The sequence below is a fragment of the Flavobacterium sp. ARAG 55.4 genome (assembly GCF_051846875.1).
Classification (GTDB): Bacteria; Bacteroidota; Bacteroidia; order Flavobacteriales; family Flavobacteriaceae; genus Flavobacterium; species Flavobacterium plantiphilum.
Genome location: NZ_JBPYCT010000017.1, coordinates 26,330 through 47,604, shown reverse-complemented (window position 1 = coordinate 47,604; position 21,275 = coordinate 26,330). Strand labels below are relative to the sequence as shown.

21 protein-coding genes are annotated in these 21,275 nt (G+C 33.5%); 3 read left to right on the top strand and 18 right to left on the bottom strand.

Annotated features, from left to right (window positions below; translation table 11 throughout):
* Positions 1 to 9 precede the first annotated feature (9 nt).
* From ACSV4D_RS16700 to ACSV4D_RS16615, 18 genes are all read right to left on the bottom strand, one after another.
* Positions 10 to 2,325, bottom strand: a complete 2,316-nt coding sequence (locus tag ACSV4D_RS16700; protein ID WP_439229164.1) for a GumC family protein — start codon at positions 2,323 to 2,325, stop codon at positions 10 to 12.
* 85 nt (positions 2,326 to 2,410) lie between these two features.
* Positions 2,411 to 3,175, bottom strand: coding sequence for a polysaccharide biosynthesis/export family protein (locus ACSV4D_RS16695; protein WP_408082231.1), 765 nt, complete (start codon positions 3,173 to 3,175; stop codon positions 2,411 to 2,413).
* Between the two features lie 64 nt (positions 3,176 to 3,239).
* Positions 3,240 to 4,001, bottom strand: a complete 762-nt coding sequence (locus ACSV4D_RS16690; protein ID WP_439229163.1) for a glycosyltransferase family 2 protein — start codon at positions 3,999 to 4,001, stop codon at positions 3,240 to 3,242.
* Positions 4,002 to 4,134: 133 nt separating this feature from the next.
* Positions 4,135 to 5,220, bottom strand: coding sequence for an acyltransferase family protein (locus tag ACSV4D_RS16685; RefSeq protein ID WP_439229162.1), 1,086 nt, complete (start codon positions 5,218 to 5,220; stop codon positions 4,135 to 4,137).
* Between the two features lie 73 nt (positions 5,221 to 5,293).
* The gene (locus tag ACSV4D_RS16680) at positions 5,294 to 5,845 is read right to left on the bottom strand and encodes a WcaF family extracellular polysaccharide biosynthesis acetyltransferase (protein ID WP_439229161.1); all 552 of its coding nucleotides are present in this window, start codon (positions 5,843 to 5,845) and stop codon (positions 5,294 to 5,296) included.
* A complete protein-coding gene (locus tag ACSV4D_RS16675; protein WP_439229160.1) occupies positions 5,845 to 7,023 on the bottom strand; it encodes a glycosyltransferase in 1,179 nt (392 codons plus the stop codon). Before ACSV4D_RS16675 ends, ACSV4D_RS16680 begins: the two co-directional genes overlap by 1 nt.
* Before the next feature lie 62 nt (positions 7,024 to 7,085).
* On the bottom strand, positions 7,086 to 8,255 hold the full coding sequence (locus ACSV4D_RS16670; RefSeq protein WP_439229159.1) for a glycosyltransferase: 1,170 nt from the start codon (positions 8,253 to 8,255) through the stop codon (positions 7,086 to 7,088).
* On the bottom strand, positions 8,256 to 9,554 hold the full coding sequence (locus ACSV4D_RS16665; RefSeq protein ID WP_439229158.1) for a hypothetical protein: 1,299 nt from the start codon (positions 9,552 to 9,554) through the stop codon (positions 8,256 to 8,258).
* Positions 9,545 to 10,807 (bottom strand): glycosyltransferase family 4 protein, encoded by a 1,263-nt coding sequence (locus ACSV4D_RS16660; protein ID WP_439229157.1) that lies wholly within the window; start codon positions 10,805 to 10,807, stop codon positions 9,545 to 9,547. Before ACSV4D_RS16660 ends, ACSV4D_RS16665 begins: the two co-directional genes overlap by 10 nt.
* A complete protein-coding gene (locus ACSV4D_RS16655) occupies positions 10,804 to 11,394 on the bottom strand; it encodes an acyltransferase (protein ID WP_439229156.1) in 591 nt (196 codons plus the stop codon). Before ACSV4D_RS16655 ends, ACSV4D_RS16660 begins: the two co-directional genes overlap by 4 nt.
* A gap of 11 nt (positions 11,395 to 11,405) precedes the next feature.
* A complete protein-coding gene (locus ACSV4D_RS16650) occupies positions 11,406 to 12,524 on the bottom strand; it encodes a hypothetical protein (protein WP_439229154.1) in 1,119 nt (372 codons plus the stop codon).
* A gap of 43 nt (positions 12,525 to 12,567) precedes the next feature.
* Complete coding sequence (locus ACSV4D_RS16645; protein WP_439229153.1) at positions 12,568 to 13,146, bottom strand: acyltransferase; 579 nt, start codon at positions 13,144 to 13,146, stop codon at positions 12,568 to 12,570.
* A 26-nt stretch (positions 13,147 to 13,172) separates the two neighbouring features.
* A complete protein-coding gene (locus tag ACSV4D_RS16640; RefSeq protein WP_439229152.1) occupies positions 13,173 to 14,465 on the bottom strand; it encodes a polysaccharide biosynthesis protein in 1,293 nt (430 codons plus the stop codon).
* A gap of 94 nt (positions 14,466 to 14,559) precedes the next feature.
* On the bottom strand, positions 14,560 to 15,630 hold the full coding sequence (locus tag ACSV4D_RS16635; protein ID WP_439229151.1) for an acyltransferase family protein: 1,071 nt from the start codon (positions 15,628 to 15,630) through the stop codon (positions 14,560 to 14,562).
* Positions 15,631 to 15,633: 3 nt separating this feature from the next.
* Entirely contained in the window at positions 15,634 to 16,758 is a 1,125-nt protein-coding gene (gmd, locus tag ACSV4D_RS16630) for a GDP-mannose 4,6-dehydratase (RefSeq protein WP_073246672.1), read from the bottom strand.
* A 109-nt stretch (positions 16,759 to 16,867) separates the two neighbouring features.
* Positions 16,868 to 17,821 carry a GDP-L-fucose synthase family protein gene (locus ACSV4D_RS16625; protein WP_408082244.1) on the bottom strand — a complete coding sequence of 318 codons (954 nt, stop codon included), beginning with the start codon at positions 17,819 to 17,821 and terminating at the stop codon, positions 16,868 to 16,870.
* A gap of 91 nt (positions 17,822 to 17,912) precedes the next feature.
* Positions 17,913 to 18,914, bottom strand: coding sequence for a mannose-1-phosphate guanylyltransferase (locus tag ACSV4D_RS16620; RefSeq protein WP_439229150.1), 1,002 nt, complete (start codon positions 18,912 to 18,914; stop codon positions 17,913 to 17,915).
* Positions 18,914 to 19,339, bottom strand: coding sequence for an adenylyltransferase/cytidyltransferase family protein (locus ACSV4D_RS16615; RefSeq protein WP_439229149.1), 426 nt, complete (start codon positions 19,337 to 19,339; stop codon positions 18,914 to 18,916). The genes ACSV4D_RS16620 and ACSV4D_RS16615 overlap by 1 nt, the downstream gene beginning before the upstream one ends.
* 522 nt (positions 19,340 to 19,861) lie before the next feature.
* Here ACSV4D_RS16615 and ACSV4D_RS16610 point away from each other — a divergent pair.
* The 3 genes from ACSV4D_RS16610 to ACSV4D_RS16600 all read left to right on the top strand — a co-directional run bounded on the left by ACSV4D_RS16610 (position 19,862) and on the right by ACSV4D_RS16600 (position 21,267).
* Complete coding sequence (locus ACSV4D_RS16610) at positions 19,862 to 20,329, top strand: UpxY family transcription antiterminator (RefSeq protein ID WP_439229148.1); 468 nt, start codon at positions 19,862 to 19,864, stop codon at positions 20,327 to 20,329.
* A gap of 404 nt (positions 20,330 to 20,733) precedes the next feature.
* The gene (locus tag ACSV4D_RS16605) at positions 20,734 to 20,964 is read left to right on the top strand and encodes a helix-turn-helix transcriptional regulator (RefSeq protein WP_408082248.1); all 231 of its coding nucleotides are present in this window, start codon (positions 20,734 to 20,736) and stop codon (positions 20,962 to 20,964) included.
* 99 nt (positions 20,965 to 21,063) lie between these two features.
* Positions 21,064 to 21,267: a helix-turn-helix transcriptional regulator gene (locus ACSV4D_RS16600; protein ID WP_408082249.1), complete on the top strand. Its 204-nt coding sequence runs from the start codon at positions 21,064 to 21,066 to the stop codon at positions 21,265 to 21,267.
* Positions 21,268 to 21,275 lie beyond the last annotated feature (8 nt).

The window sequence follows — 21,275 nt, the reverse complement described above, 5'->3', positions numbered from 1 at the left end:
TAAATGTTTTTAATTATTAAAAGCCATGCTTCTTTTAAACCATGGTGCTTTTACCTTTTTTTCCTGGTAACTATAATTATAGCTGTAGCCGTAAGCACTTTTTTTACTGATTCCGTTAATAATGACACCTACATTTTTTAATTGTCCTTTTTTTATAAAATCATTTAATTGTAAAAGGTTACTTTTTTCAGAGAAGTTAGATTTGGCCACATATATAGTAACATCAGCCAGATAGCTGAAATTAAGCGTATCAGACACAATCTGTACAGGAGCCGAATCGATGATAATAAAATCGTAGAATGATTTAGCTTCCTGAAGTAAAATCTCAAAATTAGAATTAGTTAATAATTGAGACGGATTGGGAGGAATTTCTCCTGAAAACAAAACGTCCAGATTTTCAGAAAAATCAGATTTTTTTACTAAGAAATTTTTCCAACTCTGACTACTGTTGTATAAGAAATCTGAGAGTCCGGGAATGCTTTTTTGTACATTATAATAATCATGCAATTGAGGATTTCTCAAATCAGCCCCAATAAGCAGTACTTTTTTATTTAAATTACTGATTGTAACAGCATTATGAAAAGCGCAAAAAGATTTTCCTTCGCCCTGAATGGATGAAGTGAACAATAGCACTTTTCCCAGCTGATCTTTACTATGAGGCAGTAAATAAGTGATATTGGAAAATAATGTTCGTGTAGCTTCTGCGATTACTGATCTGGAAGTGGCCGTATTGTCCAGTTTTTCATTTGCATCTATTTCGGGAATGTTACCCAGAAAAGGAATGTCTGCCAGTTGACCGTTAAGATCTTCCTGAGTATGAATTCTGGAATCCATTTTAAGTTTAACATATACAATACCAAAAGGCAGTAAAAGACTAAATAAAATGGTTCCAAGCATGAAAGGCTTTGGCTTTGGAGAAATAGCCGAATAGTTGGTTTGCGGAAAATCAAGAACACTTAAGTTAGAATCTAAAACAGCTCCATTTAAAACGGCCTCTTCTCTTTTTTGTAATAAAGCCAGATAGGTTTCTTCTTTCAGACTTAAATCATTATCAATATTACCTAATTCTTTGTTCTTAGTAGGAATACTTTTTGCTTCGGAAATAGCATTACTTTGTTCTATTCTGTTAACTATTCTGGTTTGTTTTAGCTGATTTAAATAATCGCCTAATGTACTTAAAATAGACTGTTTCTGAACCTGTAACTGTGCTGCTAAACTCAGATATGCGGGATTATTTTTTTGTGCTCTCTGCAAAATTAATTCACTCTCTGCAAGACTTGAATTGTAATTGATAAGCATTTGACTCAATGAGGGAAGATCCAGATTATAATCTGTCCCTAGAGGAGAATTTCCTGCTCTTTTAATATCATTAATAGCAAAAGTGGTCAATGATATTTGTCTGTCATTCAATGCAGAATTTGCTGTTTTGGCAGTTTTCTCGTTTGTTTTAGTAGCAATATACTGGTCTAAAACATAAATGTTATTATTACGCAGGTAACTTTCTTTAATACTTTCAATAGAATCTTTTTCCTTTGTAAAAGCGGCTATTCGCTGATTCAGATATGCCACAGTTTTTCCCAGCTTTTTTTGTTTTTCAGCAAAAATATCCTCATCAAGAGATTCGATAAGCTTGTTAAGAATTCTTTTGGACTGCATCGGATTAGTTCCGGTATGTTTTAAACTTAAGTTGGTTTTTAAGTTTTCATCTGAAGCTATCTCTAAGTTGAGTTTTAATTTTTTTACAGCCAACTCAGTAGGTTCAACAGTCACTACATATTCTTTATCCAGATAATTGGAGAGATTTTTTTTAGCTTTTGAAGTCAGTTCAATCGAAAACGGAACACCTGAAATATCATAAACTGTTTTATTCCGAACTAAAGAAAGTCCGTCACTCACTGATTCATTTACAAAAAATCCATCCTCTGTAACCTTGATATTATAGGTTATTTTTGAAAGAGAATCATTCGAAATGTGGGTCTTAAATACAAACGGAATATCAAGTATTACTTTGTTGTCTATGAAGCCTTTTTCATAATAATTGATATTGAGTTTTAAATCAGATACAAGCTTAGATAAAAAATCATTAGAGGTGATGAACACTTTCTCTTTTTCTAAATCTTCCTCTTTATCCGTTTTCACTTTATCAGTACTTATTATTTCACTGTCTTTTTCACTCATTTTATCAATATTGATTAAAGCTGAAGTCTCATAAGTAGGCGAAACGGCTCCTAAATAATAGTAGGCGGCAGCTGTAAACAAAATAAAGCTTGCCAAAAACCAGGGCCAGTACTGAACATATTTTAAAAATTGCTTTTTTACATCCATAATATTTAATTTATTATTTACAGTTTATTTTATAATGTGAAATCCTATTCAGCATTAAAATCTGGGAATCTTATTTTTAAGGTATTTATCTCAGTAATAAGAAAATTGTAAGTAAAGAGGCTGCTACACTAAAAAGCTGTAACGGGTCTTTAATTAAACCACCGCTGTTTGCTTTAACTTTATTGGGTGATACGACTATCACGTCATTTTGTCTGATACGGTAGTTGGGGTCGGACATCCAGGAAGCACTGGTTAAATCAATGTGATAAACAATACGTTTTCCATCTAATTCCCTGATAAGTTTTACATCTTTTCGAACAGCAAAATAAGTAAGATCTCCCGCTAACCCAATGGCATCCAGAAGGCTAACAGACTCTTCGCTGAAATTGATGACACCCGGTGATTTTACCTCTCCCAAAATGGTAAATTTATTATTAAGAACCCGTACAGATACAGTAGGGCTTACCAGATAACCTTCGCTTACTAAACGATCTTTTATGTTGTTTTCTAACTGTGAAGGTGTTATACCTGCTGCTTTTATTTCGTTTAAAACAGGCATGGTAATCGTTCCTTCAGGTGTAACTAAATAGCCTTTAAGTTTCATCATTTCTACAGAACTGTCTGCGTTATTGTTTGCTGAAGTTCTGTTAAAAGGAGCTGCAACCAAGGGATTCACATCGCCTACATCAATTTTTAAAATGTCGTTAGGCTGTATAGGAGTCATTGGATACTTTATTGCTGAATTCGAATATTCATCTAAATTCTGTAAATACAAGGTCTGTTTTCTTGTAGTACAGGACTGTAATAGCAATAAAAACAATAAAATTATTGGTAAGTGGCTTTTTTTCATGTTTATTAATGTTTAGTAGTGATTTTAGTTCGCTCTACAGAATAAAATAAGAGTTCGTTTTATTCTAAGAAATGTTTATAAATCCGCCCAGATACTGTCTTAAGGCAATGGTTTTTTTTAGGAAAACAGTTTGAAAAGCCATTAATCCATGATACTTGTATATTTTATAATCTTCATATAAAACCTCAACAGCACGTTTAGCATTTGTACTCATCCCTCCCATTCTCATTTTAACAATGTAGTTATCAACATACATCATGTTTATTTTGTATTTATACAAATAGCGAAGTAAAAATTCTGTATCCGAAGCTATTTTAAAATCAAGATTATAAAGTCCGTATCGATCTATTACCGTTTTTTTTAAATACACGGTGGGATGCAAAGGCAGCCAGCCTCTTTTTATTTTATTTAGGCTAAAAATGCCACCTATTCTATTTCTTATAAGCCGCTCCTGGGTATCATTAGATACATAAATTCCATTGCCGTAAATCCCGTCAGCAGAATGGTATTTTTCAAAACCTGCCGCTATTTTACTAATCGTTTTCGAGTCATAAAATTCATCGTCAGAGTGCATCAGCCCGATTACTTCTCCGCTTGCTAAATTGATTCCTTTATTTATGGCATCATACATTCCTTTGTCTGGTTCTGATAGATATACGCTTATTTTATCTCTGTAAGATTCAATAATTTCTTTAGTCCCATCTGAAGAATTACCATCGATAATAATGTATTCTATATCATGATAATCTTGTTCCAATACACTTTTGATGGCTTGTTCAATAGTAGCTTTCCTATTGTAACACACGGTTATGACAGTTATTTTCATGATAATTAATTTTAAATTTTAGCAAAAAAAAGTGGATTCCTCAATTGAAAAACAGAGAAGAGTAGTTGTAATAATAAGTTGTAATGAAAATGTTTGTTGGTTTACTAACCATTATTCACAAACAGAGAACTTGTTAGTTTTTTTGATTTTTTTTAGGCACTGCTAAATATTGAATTTTTCTGCAACAGGAAACAATATAATCCAAATCAGAAGTAACTTTTTGGCTATCAGTTGCTTTTTCACCTAATAAATAAAACCTTAAAATCCTGCTTTTCCTCATAATAAATACGCCTGTCAATGAAAAAAGAAAGATGAAAAATGTTACCAGTAATTTCACGGTTAAATCATAATATAAAATAATGTGGCCCTGACTAATGATAAATTCGAATATCTCCAGAAACAACACATGACTCAGATAGATTCCAAAAGTAGCCGAAGTTAATGCTGAGGGTAAACGAAACTGATCAAATAAACCAATGCATAATATTAATATTCCAAATGCCATAAAAGGAGAAATATAATTATACCCGAAAAAGCTAAATGAGAAAGGAATGATATTAAAAATTGTTGTCACCACTATAATGAGTGACCCCATGTATATATTTACAGCGTTTCTTTCATTGGCATTAAAAAATGTCGCTGAAAATGCAAGTGAGATGAACAACGGAATACCAACAAATATAAATCCCGTAGAAATAGCAAAAGAGTTTTTCAAAATTCCAATTGTCAAAAAAGCAACTACACATGACAAAATAACAATTGCCCAAAGCTTATTTTTAAGTTTACCTTTTAGCAATAAATAGATTGAAATAATGATGGCCTGCATCGAAAGCAGATTGGGAATAAAATAAAGTTGTACCGCGCCATCTCCATAAAATAATACTCTCCAGAACACTACATTAGATGGTTCTCCAAAAAAAGCGGCTTTAATCAAACGCAGACTAACATAAATGATGGTCCAGGCCAGATAAGGGACTACTAATCTGTAAAAAATTTTGTTTACAATATTATTTACATCATCATCTTTTCTCTTTTTTAAACCAATAATTAAATAAAAAAGGGAAACGATATAAAAATAAGGGACTCTGAAACCGGCAAATAAACGTCCTACCATTTCAGCACTATCCGTATTACTTTGAACATGGATAGCAATTACACCAAATATTGCAAACACTCTAAACGCATCAATTGTACTGTTTCTTTTAATTAATTTTTCCATTTGTTTGTTTTAGAATTCCTGCAAAAAGCAAGATGTTTTTAATGAGCTTCCACCGCTTATAATTTTTTAAAACCTACCATCTGTTTTTCAGATATACTGCCGGATTTCCTTTGTAAATCCCATTTTCTGCTAAGCTCTGAGTAATCGTTGATCCGGCACATATGATAGTATCTGTCCCAATACTGACATTAGGTCCTATAAAAACATTTGCTCCCACCCAGCAACCGTTATTTAAAACAATAGGTCCGTTTCTATAGGGCATCGAAGGAATTTTGTAATCATGATTTCCACCACACAGGAAAGTTCTTTGACTTATACAAACATGATCACCGATAGTTAATAATTCGAAGTTTAATAAAAATGCTTCTTCCCCAATCCAAACGTGATTGCCTACCTTAAGTTTCCAGGGAAAATGTATGTTTACACGCGGTTTGATAATAACACCTTTTCCTATTTTTGCTCCAAAAAGTATTAACAAGCTGCGTTTAAAACCGGATGGGTAAGGAACAGGGCTAAGAAAAAAAAGCACTTTAACGGCATACCATAAAATCTCTTTTAATTTTCCTGTTCCGCGATTTAGTCCTTTTGATGCATCAAATTCATCTAATCTTACTCTGCTCAGCATTAGGCTTTGATTATATTATTTAAGGTTGAAACAAATACCTTAGACTGATTCCGGACATTAAATTTATCTTCAAAAGTCTGCTTGGCCTGAACACCTTTTTGTTTCAGTTTTGCAACAGGCAAGGCTGCTATTTCCTGAAGTTGTTGTTCTACAGCTGTAACCGTTAATTCTTCTAAAACCCATCCGCAGTTATCTGCTTTAATTTCTTTCCAGATATTAATATTTTTAGTTATCAATACCGGTTTTTTACATGCCATTGCTTCAACAATTGCAATCCCGAAATTCTCCTGATGACTGGGTAATAAATAAGCCTGACAACCGTAAAAAGCACCCCATTTGGCCTTACCGGACAACATTCCTATGAAATGAATTTTAGAGTTATCTCTGGCCATTGCAATCATTTCTTCAGCATACGCTGAATTAGCAGGACCGGCTATAACTAAATCGGGAATATTTCTTGTTTTCAGGCATAGATTATTGTAAGCAGCGATTAAAAGATCTATTCCTTTTTTAGGATGTATCCGGCTTAGAAAAAGCCAATAATTATTTGGAACAGACGGGCTAAGCTGTTTAAATGCGGTCCTCATCTCAGCAGTCTCTTCAGGAGGATTAGGAATTCCGATTCCTACGTTAATTGCTAATTTTGGCTTATAACCTCTAAAAGTGGTACGCGCCAGATTTAACTCTTCCTCACAGGTAAAAAAGACAGCATCGGCAGCATTAATTGCTTTTTTTTCTGTCAGTCTCCATACTATTTCATTTCGTAATGCTTTCCATTTCCGGTCTGCAGCTTTTTGAAAATACGGATCCAGCATTCCATGAGGCATAATAATTACTTTAGGCAGTTTAGCTTGTGATTTTTTTATCTTTTTTATAGCCTTATACATTCCGTAATTTGCATATTGCCAGATACCATGAACAACGACAACATCATAGTACTGTAATTTCTTTTGAAACCAGTCTACTAATACGGGGCTATACTGGTAACTGGTTTTACCTTTGCCTATTTTATATATATTAAAATTGTCTCTTACTCCATAATCCTGTCCTGCGGCATCAAGGCAAACAACATCATTCTTTACATTCAAAGACTCAAGATTAGGAATGATATTACGAATAGCCTGGGATGTTCCGCCTGAAAGAGGACTCATGGAGTTTATTACATGGAGTAGTTGCATGCTGGATGATTTTGGATGTTACTGACTGATTGGAAAAATCATTTTAATACTGAAACCTGTTTTTAATTCAGCAAAATTTGTTTGTATATTTTTTCTATGGCATTCACAAAACCCTGAGATGAGAATTCCTTTGAACGCAAAATCGATTTCTCAATCGCTAATCTATTTTGCTCCGGAGTTAACTGCATAACCTTTTCTAATTCTCTGGCAGCAATGGCTTTCCATTGTATAAATTCTTCTGCCTGAAATACTTTTTTAGGTATATAAAAACCTGCATTTCCAGCTACTTCTTTCATCGGATTTTCATCAGTAGTAATTACCGGAGTACCCGCTGCCATTGCTTCTACTATTGGCCATCCAAAACCTTCATATAACGAAGGAAAAAGCATTACAGTAGCGCCCTGGTAAAAATGTTGCAACTGAAAATCATCAATATTGGTGATAAAATAAATCGATTTTGAAAATTTAGATTTTTCTTTAAATACAACTAATTCCGGAGAAGGAGATTCGCCCACTAAAACCAGAGGTACTTGTGTATTGTATTCCTGAGCCCACTGATCATAAATTTCGAGTACTCCTAATTTATTTTTATAGAAAGCATTTCCTCCTACATGCAGAATATATCCTTGCGATAAATCAATCCCAAATTTAGCCGTTAATAACTGGCGTATCACTGCTTTATTTTTTGCAGGTTCAATTTTTTGATTTAAACCATTGTAAACAACTTTTGAAAATTTAGGAGACTTTGTTAAAAAAGAGTGTAAATCAGTTTGTGTTTTAATTGAAATACTAATAAAATTTTCAGCCTTACTGTATCCCCAATGAATAAATTTTTGATAATACCTGCCTGTTATCCCAATCTTATTTTCTGCTAACGATCCATAAGCAGATTGCTGTGCCAAAAAATCATGACAATGTACCACATGCTTTCTTTTATGAACTAACGGTATCCAGGGCCCTAAAGCATTGTCGGCAAAAACAAATAAAGTATCGCTTGTACAACCAACTACTTTTAGTTTGGTTATCAGGGGAAATACAATATACTGATCCAGATAACCCAGCCATTTTTGCAAAAATGGTTTTCTTAAAGCCAGTTTAAAAAAAAATGCTTTAGGACTCCATACAATCACTTCGTGTCCTTTTTGAACCATGCCCTCACTTATCATCCGGGCAAATCGGGGCATACTTTGGTGAGCTAAAAAATCCGGATGAGTAAAAAGTATAATTTTCATCTAATTTATTTCCTTATCGCTGTTTATACTCGCTAGTAAAAGTCCTGAAACTATTATGGCTGCTCCCAGAATACTAGGTTGTGCCCATTGCCCCTGAGTGATGGCTAACAAGACAGTACCACAAAAAATTACAGGGAGGATATCATTGTTTTTTTTTAAAACTTTGATAGAAGCTAAAAACAAATCAATGGATAAAAATAACCGTAAACCAATGAGTAAACCTCCAAAAATTAAGCCTTGCTCCCCCGCCAGCCTGCCTATTTCTCCTTCAGAAATTATAAAATGCCTGTTTCCATTCAGCATTTGGGCTCCAGCATTTGTCCCCATTCCCAGGTTGCCTAAAAACAACGGTTTATCAAACAAATCCATGATGGGATCCTTGAAACTATCATACATTCTTAAGAAAATTGATTCTTTGATTGTTCCCCCCTGATTGGCATTATCTACACGGGTTAAAAAAACTTCAGTTCCCAAACTAAAAATAGATGTTGTACTGTTAAGGATAATAACGATTCCGACAAAAACTATAATAATCGAAAGAATTTTAAATAGTCTGGTTACACTCGTACTGGAACCCATTATTGAGAAAAAGCCTACTACAAGAACTCCCATAACTGCACCACGGCTAATAGTAAGCGGCATCACAAAAATTAAAGCCAGTGTACTGCTAATCAATAAAAATTTGGAGCATTTTTCTTTAGACAACCAAAAGTAAAAGATGTAAACAGCGGTTGCAATATAAAAACAGGACAAACCGGTAATGAAGGAAAAAGTTCCCGAAGGCCGGCTATATCCCATTGCTCCCGAAAAACCGGAACTTCCCTCGCCTCCCAGACCTACATTTATATAAGCTGTTTGCGGACTGATAAATTGAAAGTAAACAATTACGGCCATTAATATGTTTGTCCACATAAAAAAGTAACCTGTCCGGAGTACGTCTTCTTTACTAAAAACAGCACCAATTATAAAAATTAATGGAAAATGAAGCAGCATAATTCGGGCTCCGTATAAACTAACAAATAAATTAGCGTGCCCAAAAGTTAACGTAATGGCTAAACTCAACAGGGTAAATACTGAACCTAAAACAACATACGGATTAAGAAATTTTACACCTGAATAAAAAGCCTGCACAATAATATAGATGGCAACAGGATCTCTTACCACCAATAATGGTGTAGCTAGTCCGGGTAAAATCCATTTGCGTAAAGCTCCTTCAAATATCCAAAGTATAAAGTAAAGCCAGATAGCTCCTTTGAGATAATTGTGGGATGGCGCAGTGGTTTCTTTTGTTAGATGCATGTATTCTGATTTTTTATTGCCTGTAATGACGAAAGTGACTCAACCATTTCCTGTCCATAAACAGACCAAGGTCTTGTTTTAGCTTTACTTTGAGCTGCCAGTCCAAATTGTTTTAGTATTTCCGGGGTTTCTAGTATCTGAAGAAATACTTCTTTTATAGCCACTGATGAAGCTGCAGGAACAATCCATCCATCGACACCGTTATTAATCAAATCAGGTCCGGCGGTGCGATCTGTTGTAATGACCGGAACTCCCTGAGACATTGCCTCTGTAATAACCAGTCCAAAGCCTTCGAAAAGAGAAGGAAAAACAAAAATATCATGCTCACGCATACAGGCTAATACCTGATCGTGGGATAACGAAGGAATCCAGTTGTGGGATTCTAAAGCATCATTCAAAGCCACACAATCAGGAATTGCTTTGTGTCCCACAACAGTCAACGTTATTTTATCCTGCAATCCGTTGACCGCATCAAACAAGTAAGAAATTCCTTTTCGTTGAGACAGCCCTCCTACAAATAAAACTCTGAGTTTTCGTCCTTCAAGAGCGGTATATTCTTTCTTAATACTGACTTCAGGAAAACCATACGGAATTACCTTTATTTCTGCTAAACTACCGGAATAATCTTCTAATGTTTTTTTAGTAAAACTACTGGCAACATAAATGACATCTGCTAAGGCCAGTTCCTGATCTTTTTGATTCAGCTTTGCCTTTGAATCGGTAAACCCTGTCAGCGTATCTGACCAATCAGGATTAATTTCGAATTCTTTTTCCATCAATAAGCGGGCACTTTTCCAATATCCGATAGGCAAATCATAAATGCAGCTAATGCCTAACTCTTTTGCTTTTGTAAAAGTTTTTAACGCTCCGTCCTCATAAGCATAAACAGCCTTTAATCCTTGTTTTTTTGATTTTGCTAAACTTCTGGCTACCCATTTATCCTGATTTTTATATACCTTATCAATGCAAAAAACTCCTTTTTCATGTTTGATCAGATAATTTAATTTCAATTTTGAAGCTAGTAAACGTCCAAATTCCAAAAAAGATTTAGATAGTGTATAAGGTTTCCATGAAGCCGCTAATCTTCTTCTTTTTAAATCTTTCAGTTTAGGATTCTCTCCCAATTTAAATAAGAACTGTTCCTCAAAAATGGCGATGCATGTGAATAGTTTATATAAAATCTTATTTTTTAATAAACCATTAATTAATGCTTTTGCATTTGCATTTAAGGTTGGATGTGAAAATAGTATCATTTTAGCCAGGCGTTATTTGCTGCAAGAAAATCACACGGATTATAATCCAGCACATTAGTTCTTTTTTTTTCAATTTCTTTCGCAGGATTTCCTGTTACAATTGCATAATCACTGACATTTTTACTTACAACAGCTCCGGCTCCCACGATTGCCCCTTTACCAATAGTAACACCAGGCAGAATAATTGCATTAGTGGCTATCCATGCATAATCTTTAATAAGAACGGGAACTTTTTTATGGCGCCATAAGGGATCTGAAACATCATGTGAGGCGCTCAGAATTACTGTTCCGTCATTTATACAAACATATTTACCGATACTCACTTTTTCATGAAGAGCAATTTCTACTCTGCCTAGTGTCGTAAAGGCATCAATGGACAAATATTCCTTTTTGCCTTCGATTTTTGCAATTCCTATTTCGGCTGTTTCAGCTATTTTTGCACCCTTTTTTATGAGCTTTTTTCTTCTGCTGCTGCTTTTAACTAATTCGGGAAAAGTTAGTAGCCGTTTAGCCCAGCAAATAAAAAAAGGTTTACTAAATAGATCAAACTGTACTCTGTTATTCCACAAATATTTTATACTCGCCATAAACTGATTCCTTATTTTCTTAATCCTTTTAAAAATTGTGATACAACTGATTCCAGTTTGTTTTCAGTAGATGCGATAAACTTTTTATCCAGAAATTCTTTTACTGACTCCTGATTCTTATAATTAATCAGATTTGAGAAACTTTGCTGATTAAACCCTTTCACATCCCAGTTTCTGGCTACACATAAAACAGGTATATGATGATCAAACATAGCCATGAGACTGCCGCTTTTCTGATTTAAGATATAGGGAGTTGTAGAAATACCATAATGAGAATGTGACAAAAAATAACTGATTTCCTGATCAGTAACAAATCCTGTAATTTCAAAATTAATCTGGTGTTTTTGGAGGACTTTTTTCCATTCTTCAATAGCGGTGCCGCAGTGACCTATAAAAATAAAATTTAATGATTTCTTATTTTTTGTTGTAGTAAGAACCTGCTTTAACTCCTCAATAAATTTCGTTACCGGTGCGCCGTAATGAATTGTTCCAAAAATACAGAACCTCAGCTCTTCAGCCTCTTCAGCGGATTCTTTAACTGTAACTGACTTTTTAATAATATTGCTGAACAAAGGCAGTATCATTGCATCATATCCTAAAGATGCCAGTTTAGATTGATATAAATGTGTTTGGGTACTAATTGTTATGCCGGAGTTAGTCCTCAACATTTTCAGAATTAAAAGTTTCTGTAAAAAACCAATAATCCTGTTTTTCAATGAAGCATTTACATCCATTCCAATCCATAGTTCATGAAACATAATATGCCATTGATGATTCCCTTTTATTTTTTTAAAAAAAGAAGGCAGCCAGAAAGGCAATCCTTTACGATTAAAACTATAGGGTACATATTGCAAAGAAATACAATCAGGCTGAAAGTCGTTTATAATATACTGTACCCACAACAACCGCTGCATATTTTCTACAGACCTGGGTATTCGGTGTGCCAATACAGCTGTTTTTTCGACAATTTGATTTTCACTGATATAAGCTTCCGCCTGCAGATCACACAAAGATAAAAGCTGAGCTTCATGTCCTAATTGAATTAATCTTGCACAAAAACGGCGGGTATAATCCCCCACTCCATCTTTGCCCGGAGCCGCAGATCCGCATAAAAAAAGTATTTTTATCATTCTTTACACTGTTACTTGTTTGTCTCTTCAGTTTTGCAGAATGTCATTTTCTGTAACCAATTTTTTTTGCGGGAACTCCAGCCCAGATTTCATAAGAAGGCACTGATTTTGTAACCACTGATCCGGCAGCAACTATCGCTCCTTTTCCTATAATTACGCCTTTAAGTACCACTGCATTACAACCAATCCAGACATCCTCCTGTATTTCTATGGCTTGTTGTGAAGATTGCTGATTACGCATGATATGTTCTACAGAAGTGCCATGGTTGTGATCTATAAATCTGGAACCTGATGCAATCAAAGCATCTTTGCCTATTACAATTTTGCTTGTACAATTAAATTCACAACCCGATCCTATAAAAACATCATCAGCAATTTCAATTGAAAAACCTTCTTTCCAGATACCATCATATTTAAAATAGATATGGTGTTCCAGTATGCAATTATTCCCTATAGCAACCTGATGAGGCCAGGTAGTGTAAAGTTTAGGGATTACTGTTCCTTTTCCAATTCTCATTCCCTGTAAGCGATAGTAATTTTTTCTAAAAAAACTACTCATTTTCATCAAATAACGATATCTGATTACAAAAAGAGATTGCTGGAAAAAATAACTGTTTTGCATTTATTTCTTATTTAATGGCTGCATAATCAAACCACTTGATTTTTAATCTTAAAAATTCTGAAAAAAGTGTAATAAAGCAGCATTAGAGCTTGTGAGGACGCCACAACAATATTTAAATAAAGTACTCCTGATAAAGTAGAAACATCTATTAACTGCACTGCCACTATAAGCACTACAATCATAATGGAGATGTAAATAAGTGGATTTATAATCCATCCCCGGCTGTTGTTTAAACCAAAAATACATCCCTGAAAAAAAGTGATACATCCACCTATGATACTGAGTACTAATTCAAAATTCAGATTTTTATAATCTTTACCTAATATAGAAAGCAGTTCTTTCGAAAAAAAATCAGTAAAAGAAATAGCGAAAAGAGACAAAATAATGCATCCAATACTAACATAGAAGATTTTTTTTAAAAGTAAGCCGCTATCCTCTTTTAACTTAGCAAAATTGGGAACTATCAGCATACCAAAGATTACCGAAAACAAATTAAAAGCCATACTAAGTTTGCCTATTGCACCAATACTTGCCAGAGAATTTGTTGAACCGAAAATTGACAGAAGCCAGATTGTTATCTGACCTGAAATACAGAAAAATATGGTTTCCGGAAGCATTCTTTTTACAAAAAACAGGATTTCTTTTTTTACTTTTTCATCTGTTTTTTGTGTTGAATCGGCATTATTGTAAGCAATTTTTTTTAAATGAATATTTCCATAAATACGCGGAATTCCATTGGCTAATAACGCTATAAAGGTTACCGGAAATAAAAATACTAACAACACATTGAGCAAAAGCCGTCCCATAGCTACGATAACCTGATTCTTTTGTAACGGATGGATATCCTGATGCAATTTAGGTACAACCTCTAAAAGGGAATCAGACAAAGCGGCCAGAAATGCGGGTATAAGTGCGGCTACAATTAGCAGGGTAGTTACCCAGGAGGCTCCGTTATGTACTAATAAATAAACTAAAATTGGAGTGGCAACTAATAAACTCACTATTGCAAATTTCCGTCTTAATTCCAGTCCTGTTTCTAAAACGACACCTAACTTTTCTTTGTCCTCCCAAACTTTTGCTCCAATAGACATTATTCCTGTCGAGATTCCTCCGTTTGCCAGCATAAGCATTGTTCCCAGCATGGTATTAGCTAATGTATACAGCGCATATTCCTGAGTAGACAAAAGTCTGATGATTAAAATTCCGCTTGCAAAACCTACCGCCTGAATAATTATCTGAGCTGATCCGGTAATGCTTAATTTTTTTCCCCATTGAAGTGTTTTATCATAATATTTATGGGATTTAATTTTTTGTAACATTTGGGTATTTTGTTTTCTATAATTATTTATACAAAATCGATAGCCTACAAAGGGTTGCCGGAACTTAATATTTAGATTTTTTATCAAAACTGTTTTAAATTATGGCTCTTTTTTGCATAAATTTTTTCATCCAGACTCTTCGTTTATCTTCCAATTCCATGTCTACATATTTACTTAAAAGATAAGAAAAACCTATACAACCTGTAAAGTACAGGAATGCATAAATGATTTTAATACCGCCAGAGGCAGCAGTCTGAACCGCCAGAGAATAAATTTGTAATAATGGCCAGTGCAGCAGATAAACTACAAATGACATAGAAGAAAGCAAAGAATCTTTTTTAAAATCTTTAACCGGCTGTCTGATGTTATAAATAATAAAAGGTAAAATAACTACTGTGAGTACGCAGTTAAAAACTTCAGAAACAGAATAGCCTAAGAAGATATAGCGTTCTTCTTTATCTAACAAAATCATGCGAAAATCTGTAAAAAAATGACTTACTACAATTAAGCTGACAACCAGCAGCAAAGCTATTTTTGCCCATTTATAATTCACCTTCAAATCCCAGAAATAGACTAAACCACCAAGTAAAAAATAAGGCAAATACAATAAAACAGAATCATATCCCGTAACTTTTGCTTTGAAATAAACTAAAATTACTACGACTAAACTGCTTATTATAAAAAAGGTAAAAAGTGTTTTTTTACTTTTTTGCAGCCAAACTAAAATTGGAGCTATAATGTAAAATTGTAATTCAACTGCCAGAGACCAGGCAGGAAGTATAAACCAGTACTTGTTTTTTATTCCGTTGCCTACAACAAAGAAATTAGAAACAAAATTAGAAATTACGCTATCTTTAGAATTTTCTAAAACCACTTCCCAAACTCCCGGCAGAATGATGTAACAGCTTAATGTGAAAAATAAAATCACCCAATACACAGGATATAATCTTAAAAATCTGCTTCTCAGGTACACCCAATAAGAATCATTAAATTTTAAATATTTTTCTGAATACATCTTAAAAATCCAATAACCGCTTAGTACAAAAAACATATATACCACGGCGTGACCAAAAGATATAAAGGAAACAGCATGAAATACCACAACTGTTAAAGCTAAAATAAGTCTGAAAGTTCCCGGAGAAATATTTACAATTTTTTTTAGCATTTTTTATTCAAAATAATTTAAGATTGTATAACCTCCTTCTTTCAGATATTGGTCTTTTCTCATCAGTTTTAAATCTGATTGCATCATGTCTTTTACCAGTTCTGCCAAATCATATTTGCATTTCCAGCCTAGTTTAGTTTGTGCTTTTGTGGCATCACCTATTAGTAAATCTACTTCGGTAGGTCTGAAATATTCCGGGTCAACCGCCAGAACTTCTTTGCCTATTTCTACCTGATAATCAGGATCACTACAGGATTTCACATAGCCTTTTTCATCAATACCTTCTCCTTTAAATTCTAATTCAATCCCTACCTGAGCAAAACTCATGCGTACAAATTCGCGAACAGGAGTGGTTGTTCCCGTAGCTATTACCCAGTCTTCCGGTTCTTCAGCCTGCAGAATCATCCACATCATTCGTACATAATCTTTAGCATGCCCCCAGTCCCGTTTTGCATCCAGGTTTCCTAAATACAATTTGTCCTGTAATCCTAAAGCAATTCTTGAGGTCGCTCTTGTAATTTTACGTGTTACAAAGGTTTCTCCACGAATAGGGGATTCATGATTAAATAAAATTCCGTTGCAGGCATACATTCCATAAGCTTCTCGGTAATTTACCGTAATCCAGAAAGCATACATTTTAGCTACTGCATAAGGAGAGCGTGGATAAAATGGTGTTGTTTCAGACTGCGGTACTTCCTGTACTTTTCCGTACAATTCAGAAGTTGACGCCTGATAAATGCGTGTTTTCTTTTCTAACCCTAACAAACGAACTGCATCTAAGAGTCTTAAAGTTCCTAAACCGTCAGCATTTCCGGTATATTCCGGAGTTTCAAATGATACGGCTACGTGACTCATAGCTGCCAAATTATAAATTTCATCAGGCTGAATTTCCTGAATCAGTCGCGTTAGATTTGTACTGTCAGTCATATCGCCATAATGCAAAATGAAATTTCGGTTTTCAACATGCGGATCCTGATACAAATGATCAATTCTGTCCGTGTTAAATAATGAAGAACGTCTTTTTAATCCGTGAACGATATAGCCTTTTTTAAGTAAAAATTCACTTAAATAAGCTCCGTCCTGACCTGTTACTCCCGTAATGAAAGCTGTTTTTTTTATCTGATTCATATCTTTAATATAAGGCACAAGGCATTTAGGCGAATAATCGCAAAAGTGTTAAAGTTTAAAGTTGTATTGTAATTTTAAAAAGGAAAATTATAACCGGAACTCCGGGAATTTAAAATTCTTTTATTTTGAAATTTTCGATATTTTCCAAAAACCAGTCATAGGTTTTCTGAATACCGCTTTCTAAATTGACCCGATGTTTCCATCCGATACTGTGCATTTTGGAAACATCCATTAATTTGCGGGGAGTTCCGTCCGGCTTAGTGCTGTCCCAGACAATATCGCCAGTGTGACCTACAATCTTTTGAATCATCAGTGCTAATTCACTGATGGTTAAATCCTCTCCTGTACCTACATTGTAGAGATAATCAGGTAATTTATTTTCTAATGCAAAAACTACTGCCGCTGCCATGTCATCTACAAAAAGAAATTCCCGCATGGGTGTTCCGGTTCCCCAAAGCACTACTACGGCATTATTATTTTCTTTAGCTTCATGAAATTTACGAATCATTGCAGGTAAAACATGCGAACTTGTTAAGTCAAAATTATCATGAGTTCCATATAAATTTGTAGGCATCAGACTCACAAAATCTTTTTCGTATTGTTGACGTATAGCTTCACATAATTTCACACCGGTAATTTTTGCTAAAGCGTACCATTCATTAGTAGCTTCCAAAGGAGCCGTTAGTAGATACTCTTCTTTTAATGGTTGTGGTGCTAATTTTGGATAAATACAGGAACTCCCTAAAAAAATGAATTTTTTTACTCCCAGATAATGGGCTTCGCTGATAAGGTTATTTTGAATTTGCATATTTTCCATTAGAAATTCATAGGGAAAATTATTATTGGCCAAAATACCTCCTACTTTTGCTGCAGCATCAATGATAACATCAGGATTTGTCTTTTGAAGGTATTTACGAACTGCTTTCTGGTCTCTTAAATCCAATTTTCTGCTTGAGATCCCATTAAGATTAACATAGCCCTCACTAGTCAGTTTTCTCCAAATGGCACTACCTACCATCCCTTTATGTCCGGCAATATATATTACAGAATTCTTATCAATCATTTTAAGACTATTTTATTTAAAATTAATTTAGAAATGCAATTACAACATCTTCATTATAAAGGTACTGGATTTTTTAACAATTCCGGAATACTTATAACAATGGCGAGGCAATAGATTCTAATTGTTGGTACACTTGTTTTACTTCCTGAGAATTTTCTTTTTGTAAAACCATTAAAGCATCAGCAGTATAAACCAGAATACAGTTTTTAACACCTATAAATGTGGTATGCATTAAGGTACCTATTACTATATTTTTATTGGTATCCATCGGATAATTTCTCTGAACTAAATAATCGTAGACAGATTCAAAGGAACCCAAATCAGACCAGGCAAAATGAGCCGGCACTACTTTTATATCTTTACTTCTTTCCATGACAGCATAATCTATACTTATTGATGGAATTTCTAACGACAGTTTATAATCTAAGAATCCTTTTTTACTGGATTCCCAGGCTTTTCTTGATGCCTGATAAACTTCGGGTTCCTGTTTTTGAAGCTCTTCTAAAAATTTTCCGGCTTTAAAACAAAAAAGTCCGCTGTTCCAAAAGTAATTTCCTTTTTTTAAGTATTTTGTCGCTATTTTATAATTTGGCTTTTCATGGAATGCAATTACATTTTCATTTTCAAATTCAATATAACCATATCCTGTTTCGGGTTTAGTAGGTTTGATACCAAATGTGACCAGATAATTCTCATTAGCCAATTCAATTGCTTTTTCAAGAGCTTCATTATAAAATTTACCGTCTTCTATAATATGGTCAGATGGTGAAATCAGTAAAATATCTTCCGGATTGGAAGCAAAAGCGGCAAAAGCAATTGCAGCAGCAGTATTGCGGGGAACAGCTTCGACAATATGAGTAAAAGTGGTATCGAATTTTGCCATAATTGCATCGGTCATTTTATGATTTTCAATATTCCCCACAACTATAGTCTTAGTTGCAAAGCTTTGATTCCGGGTGACTGTTTTTTCAAAAAGTGATTCTCCGTCAAAGAGATCCAGATACTGCTTGGGCAGGCTTTTTCTCGAAAGAGGCCATAGTCGGCTACCAACTCCCCCGGTCAAAATTACGTTAGTTATAGTATTTGCTTTCATTATATAACTTTTAAGAGTTCATTTTGATATACTTCCTGACGCAAAGAAGTGCTGGAAAAACGATGATCCCGCGTATTAAAATACAATTCGATTCCTTTTTTTTCACAATAACTTCTTCCGGTAAAATCTCTGTCTTTATATTCATCTCCTACAATACGTAAATGAAGAGTAAAAGACTTTAAAATATCTTCTAAATCCTGCTCTGTTGCATAAGGTACAATTTCGTCAACAAACTTGCAGGCTTTAAGTTGTATGTAACGCTCAACTACTGACTGAGTTGGTTTATTTTTTGTAGGACGGTCTATAGTCGGATCAGTTTGTAAACCCACTATTAAATAATCACAATGCTGTTTTGCTTCTTCAAGCATCTTAACATGACCCGCATGTAATAAATCAAAGGCACTAAATGTTATTCCGGTTTTCATCTTTTCGTTTTTTAAAAATTAAAAAATCATTTTTGGTACTTAGACTGTGAGAATAAAACCTGTTCCGGTTTTATATGATGTTATTTTTGGAAATTGAATAAGGGTACCCCGTGAATAGTTACATTTTAACTATCCAAAAAAGAATTAAAAGTTGTAAAAAATTAAAAATTTACTTTTTAATTATTACTAAAGATTTAAATCTTACTGATATAAAAACAGAAATTTAAATCGTTGTTATCCTCTAAAAATTATAGTATGATAACAAGGGTAAAATTAGACTGATAAGAAATATTTAAAGTAAATATTTAGTGGTTATAAATCCTTAATCAGGAAAAAAAAATAGAAAAGCAATAAGCTAATTTCGGACGGTAAATTTATTTTAGCAATGTCTAATCCTAGTGTTTTCGGTTAAAAATACATTGACAGTCAACATATTAAACCATCTGTTACCAACAGACATCATTGTATAAATATCCTTCACCAGGCTAAATAAAATGAAACAGAACTTATAAATATAACAGTATGAAATGGTATGTAGTTTACACAAAACCCAAATGGGAAAAGAGAGCTTCTGAGCAATTAACTAAATTCGGAGTAAATTGTTATTGTCCCACTATTAAAAAAGTAAAACAAAGATCAGACAGAAAAATTAAGGTTGAAGTTCCTCTTTTTGATCATTATATATTTGTACAGCTGGCAGAAAAAGACAGAAATCTGGTATTTAATTCTCCCGGTATAGTCCGGTATTTATTTTGGCTCGGTAAGCATGCAGTAGTTAAAGATAAAGAAATTGAAACTATTAAAGAATGGCTTAAGCACGGAGATACCGCCAAAGAAATATCGGTTATGCAATATCAGATAGGTGACAAAATACATCTGAATTCAGGTCCTTTTTGCAAACAGAATGCTGTTGTGAAAGATATAACAAAAACACATTATGTTCTGATTTTAGAATCTTTAGGATATGTTTTAAAAGTAAAACATGTTTAAAAAAACAATTCTAAAAAGATTGCTTTTTGTGGATTTAAAACAAAAATTTATTTGTCTGATTATCAGAGCAAAAAAATGCAGTTTATCGTTTTTTTATGTTTGTTGTCGATAAATTAATTACTTTTCATACAATTAGAATAATTTTATTAAAAATTAATATTGATGATAATAATGTAGCGTTATTGGCTTTTTTTACAATATTTCCCAAAACAAACCGTTATATAGATGTTTTTTATGCAAAATTAATATTAATAATGTTTTAACGTAAAATTTACAAACGTCAATAAAATATTTTTATAGTAAAGAGTATAAAGAGCTGAATTTATAAAATAAAAGCAGCAGTTTTTTTGTTTTAAAATTAATTTATATATCAAGCAGTAATTGCAGCTAATAAATTGTTTTTTATGAATAGGAAAGTATACGAAAATATTAGAAAAATAAGAGAATTAAAAAACTTAACCCGAGAGTATGTAGCAGCAGAACTGAAAATGAGTCCCAGTGGGTATGGTAAAATTGAAAGAGGTGATGTCGATTTAACCGTTTCTAAACTAATGGAAATTTCAAAAGTTCTGGATGTTTCAACAGAATTTATATTCAAATTTGATGTATCGCTATTTTTTGATGATACAAAATAGATTCTGAAAATGCCTAGAACGGTTAGTTTTTAAATTATTCAATACATAAAATTGTTCAGTTAATAACTAAATAAAATTTAGTATTAAAAAATTAAGGCCATGAAAAATTACTATTCAAAGATTAAAGAGTATCGGTTAATGAATAATCATACTCAGGAATATATAGCCATTCAAATGGAAATAAGTGTAAAAAAATATAATAATATCGAAAGAGGAATTGATGATCTGAAATTATCAAAACTGGATAAACTAGTTAAGATTTTAGGAATCAAAAAAAGTGAAATTTTTAAATTAGATAATTAAAACAATAA

Coding starts and splice junctions, on each gene's coding strand:
- ACSV4D_RS16700 (WP_439229164.1), bottom strand. CDS start 2,325: ATGGATGTAAAAAAGCAATTTTTAAAATATGTTCAGTACTGGCCCTGG.
- ACSV4D_RS16695 (WP_408082231.1), bottom strand. CDS start 3,175: ATGAAAAAAAGCCACTTACCAATAATTTTATTGTTTTTATTGCTATTA.
- ACSV4D_RS16690 (WP_439229163.1), bottom strand. CDS start 4,001: ATGAAAATAACTGTCATAACCGTGTGTTACAATAGGAAAGCTACTATT.
- ACSV4D_RS16685 (WP_439229162.1), bottom strand. CDS start 5,220: ATGGAAAAATTAATTAAAAGAAACAGTACAATTGATGCGTTTAGAGTG.
- ACSV4D_RS16680 (WP_439229161.1), bottom strand. CDS start 5,845: ATGCTGAGCAGAGTAAGATTAGATGAATTTGATGCATCAAAAGGACTA.
- ACSV4D_RS16675 (WP_439229160.1), bottom strand. CDS start 7,023: ATGCAACTACTCCATGTAATAAACTCCATGAGTCCTCTTTCAGGCGGA.
- ACSV4D_RS16670 (WP_439229159.1), bottom strand. CDS start 8,255: ATGAAAATTATACTTTTTACTCATCCGGATTTTTTAGCTCACCAAAGT.
- ACSV4D_RS16665 (WP_439229158.1), bottom strand. CDS start 9,554: ATGCATCTAACAAAAGAAACCACTGCGCCATCCCACAATTATCTCAAA.
- ACSV4D_RS16660 (WP_439229157.1), bottom strand. CDS start 10,807: ATGATACTATTTTCACATCCAACCTTAAATGCAAATGCAAAAGCATTA.
- ACSV4D_RS16655 (WP_439229156.1), bottom strand. CDS start 11,394: ATGGCGAGTATAAAATATTTGTGGAATAACAGAGTACAGTTTGATCTA.
- ACSV4D_RS16650 (WP_439229154.1), bottom strand. CDS start 12,524: ATGATAAAAATACTTTTTTTATGCGGATCTGCGGCTCCGGGCAAAGAT.
- ACSV4D_RS16645 (WP_439229153.1), bottom strand. CDS start 13,146: ATGCAAAACAGTTATTTTTTCCAGCAATCTCTTTTTGTAATCAGATAT.
- ACSV4D_RS16640 (WP_439229152.1), bottom strand. CDS start 14,465: ATGTTACAAAAAATTAAATCCCATAAATATTATGATAAAACACTTCAA.
- ACSV4D_RS16635 (WP_439229151.1), bottom strand. CDS start 15,630: ATGCTAAAAAAAATTGTAAATATTTCTCCGGGAACTTTCAGACTTATT.
- gmd (WP_073246672.1), bottom strand. CDS start 16,758: ATGAATCAGATAAAAAAAACAGCTTTCATTACGGGAGTAACAGGTCAG.
- ACSV4D_RS16625 (WP_408082244.1), bottom strand. CDS start 17,821: ATGATTGATAAGAATTCTGTAATATATATTGCCGGACATAAAGGGATG.
- ACSV4D_RS16620 (WP_439229150.1), bottom strand. CDS start 18,914: ATGAAAGCAAATACTATAACTAACGTAATTTTGACCGGGGGAGTTGGT.
- ACSV4D_RS16615 (WP_439229149.1), bottom strand. CDS start 19,339: ATGAAAACCGGAATAACATTTAGTGCCTTTGATTTATTACATGCGGGT.
- ACSV4D_RS16610 (WP_439229148.1), top strand. CDS start 19,862: ATGAAATGGTATGTAGTTTACACAAAACCCAAATGGGAAAAGAGAGCT.
- ACSV4D_RS16605 (WP_408082248.1), top strand. CDS start 20,734: ATGAATAGGAAAGTATACGAAAATATTAGAAAAATAAGAGAATTAAAA.
- ACSV4D_RS16600 (WP_408082249.1), top strand. CDS start 21,064: ATGAAAAATTACTATTCAAAGATTAAAGAGTATCGGTTAATGAATAAT.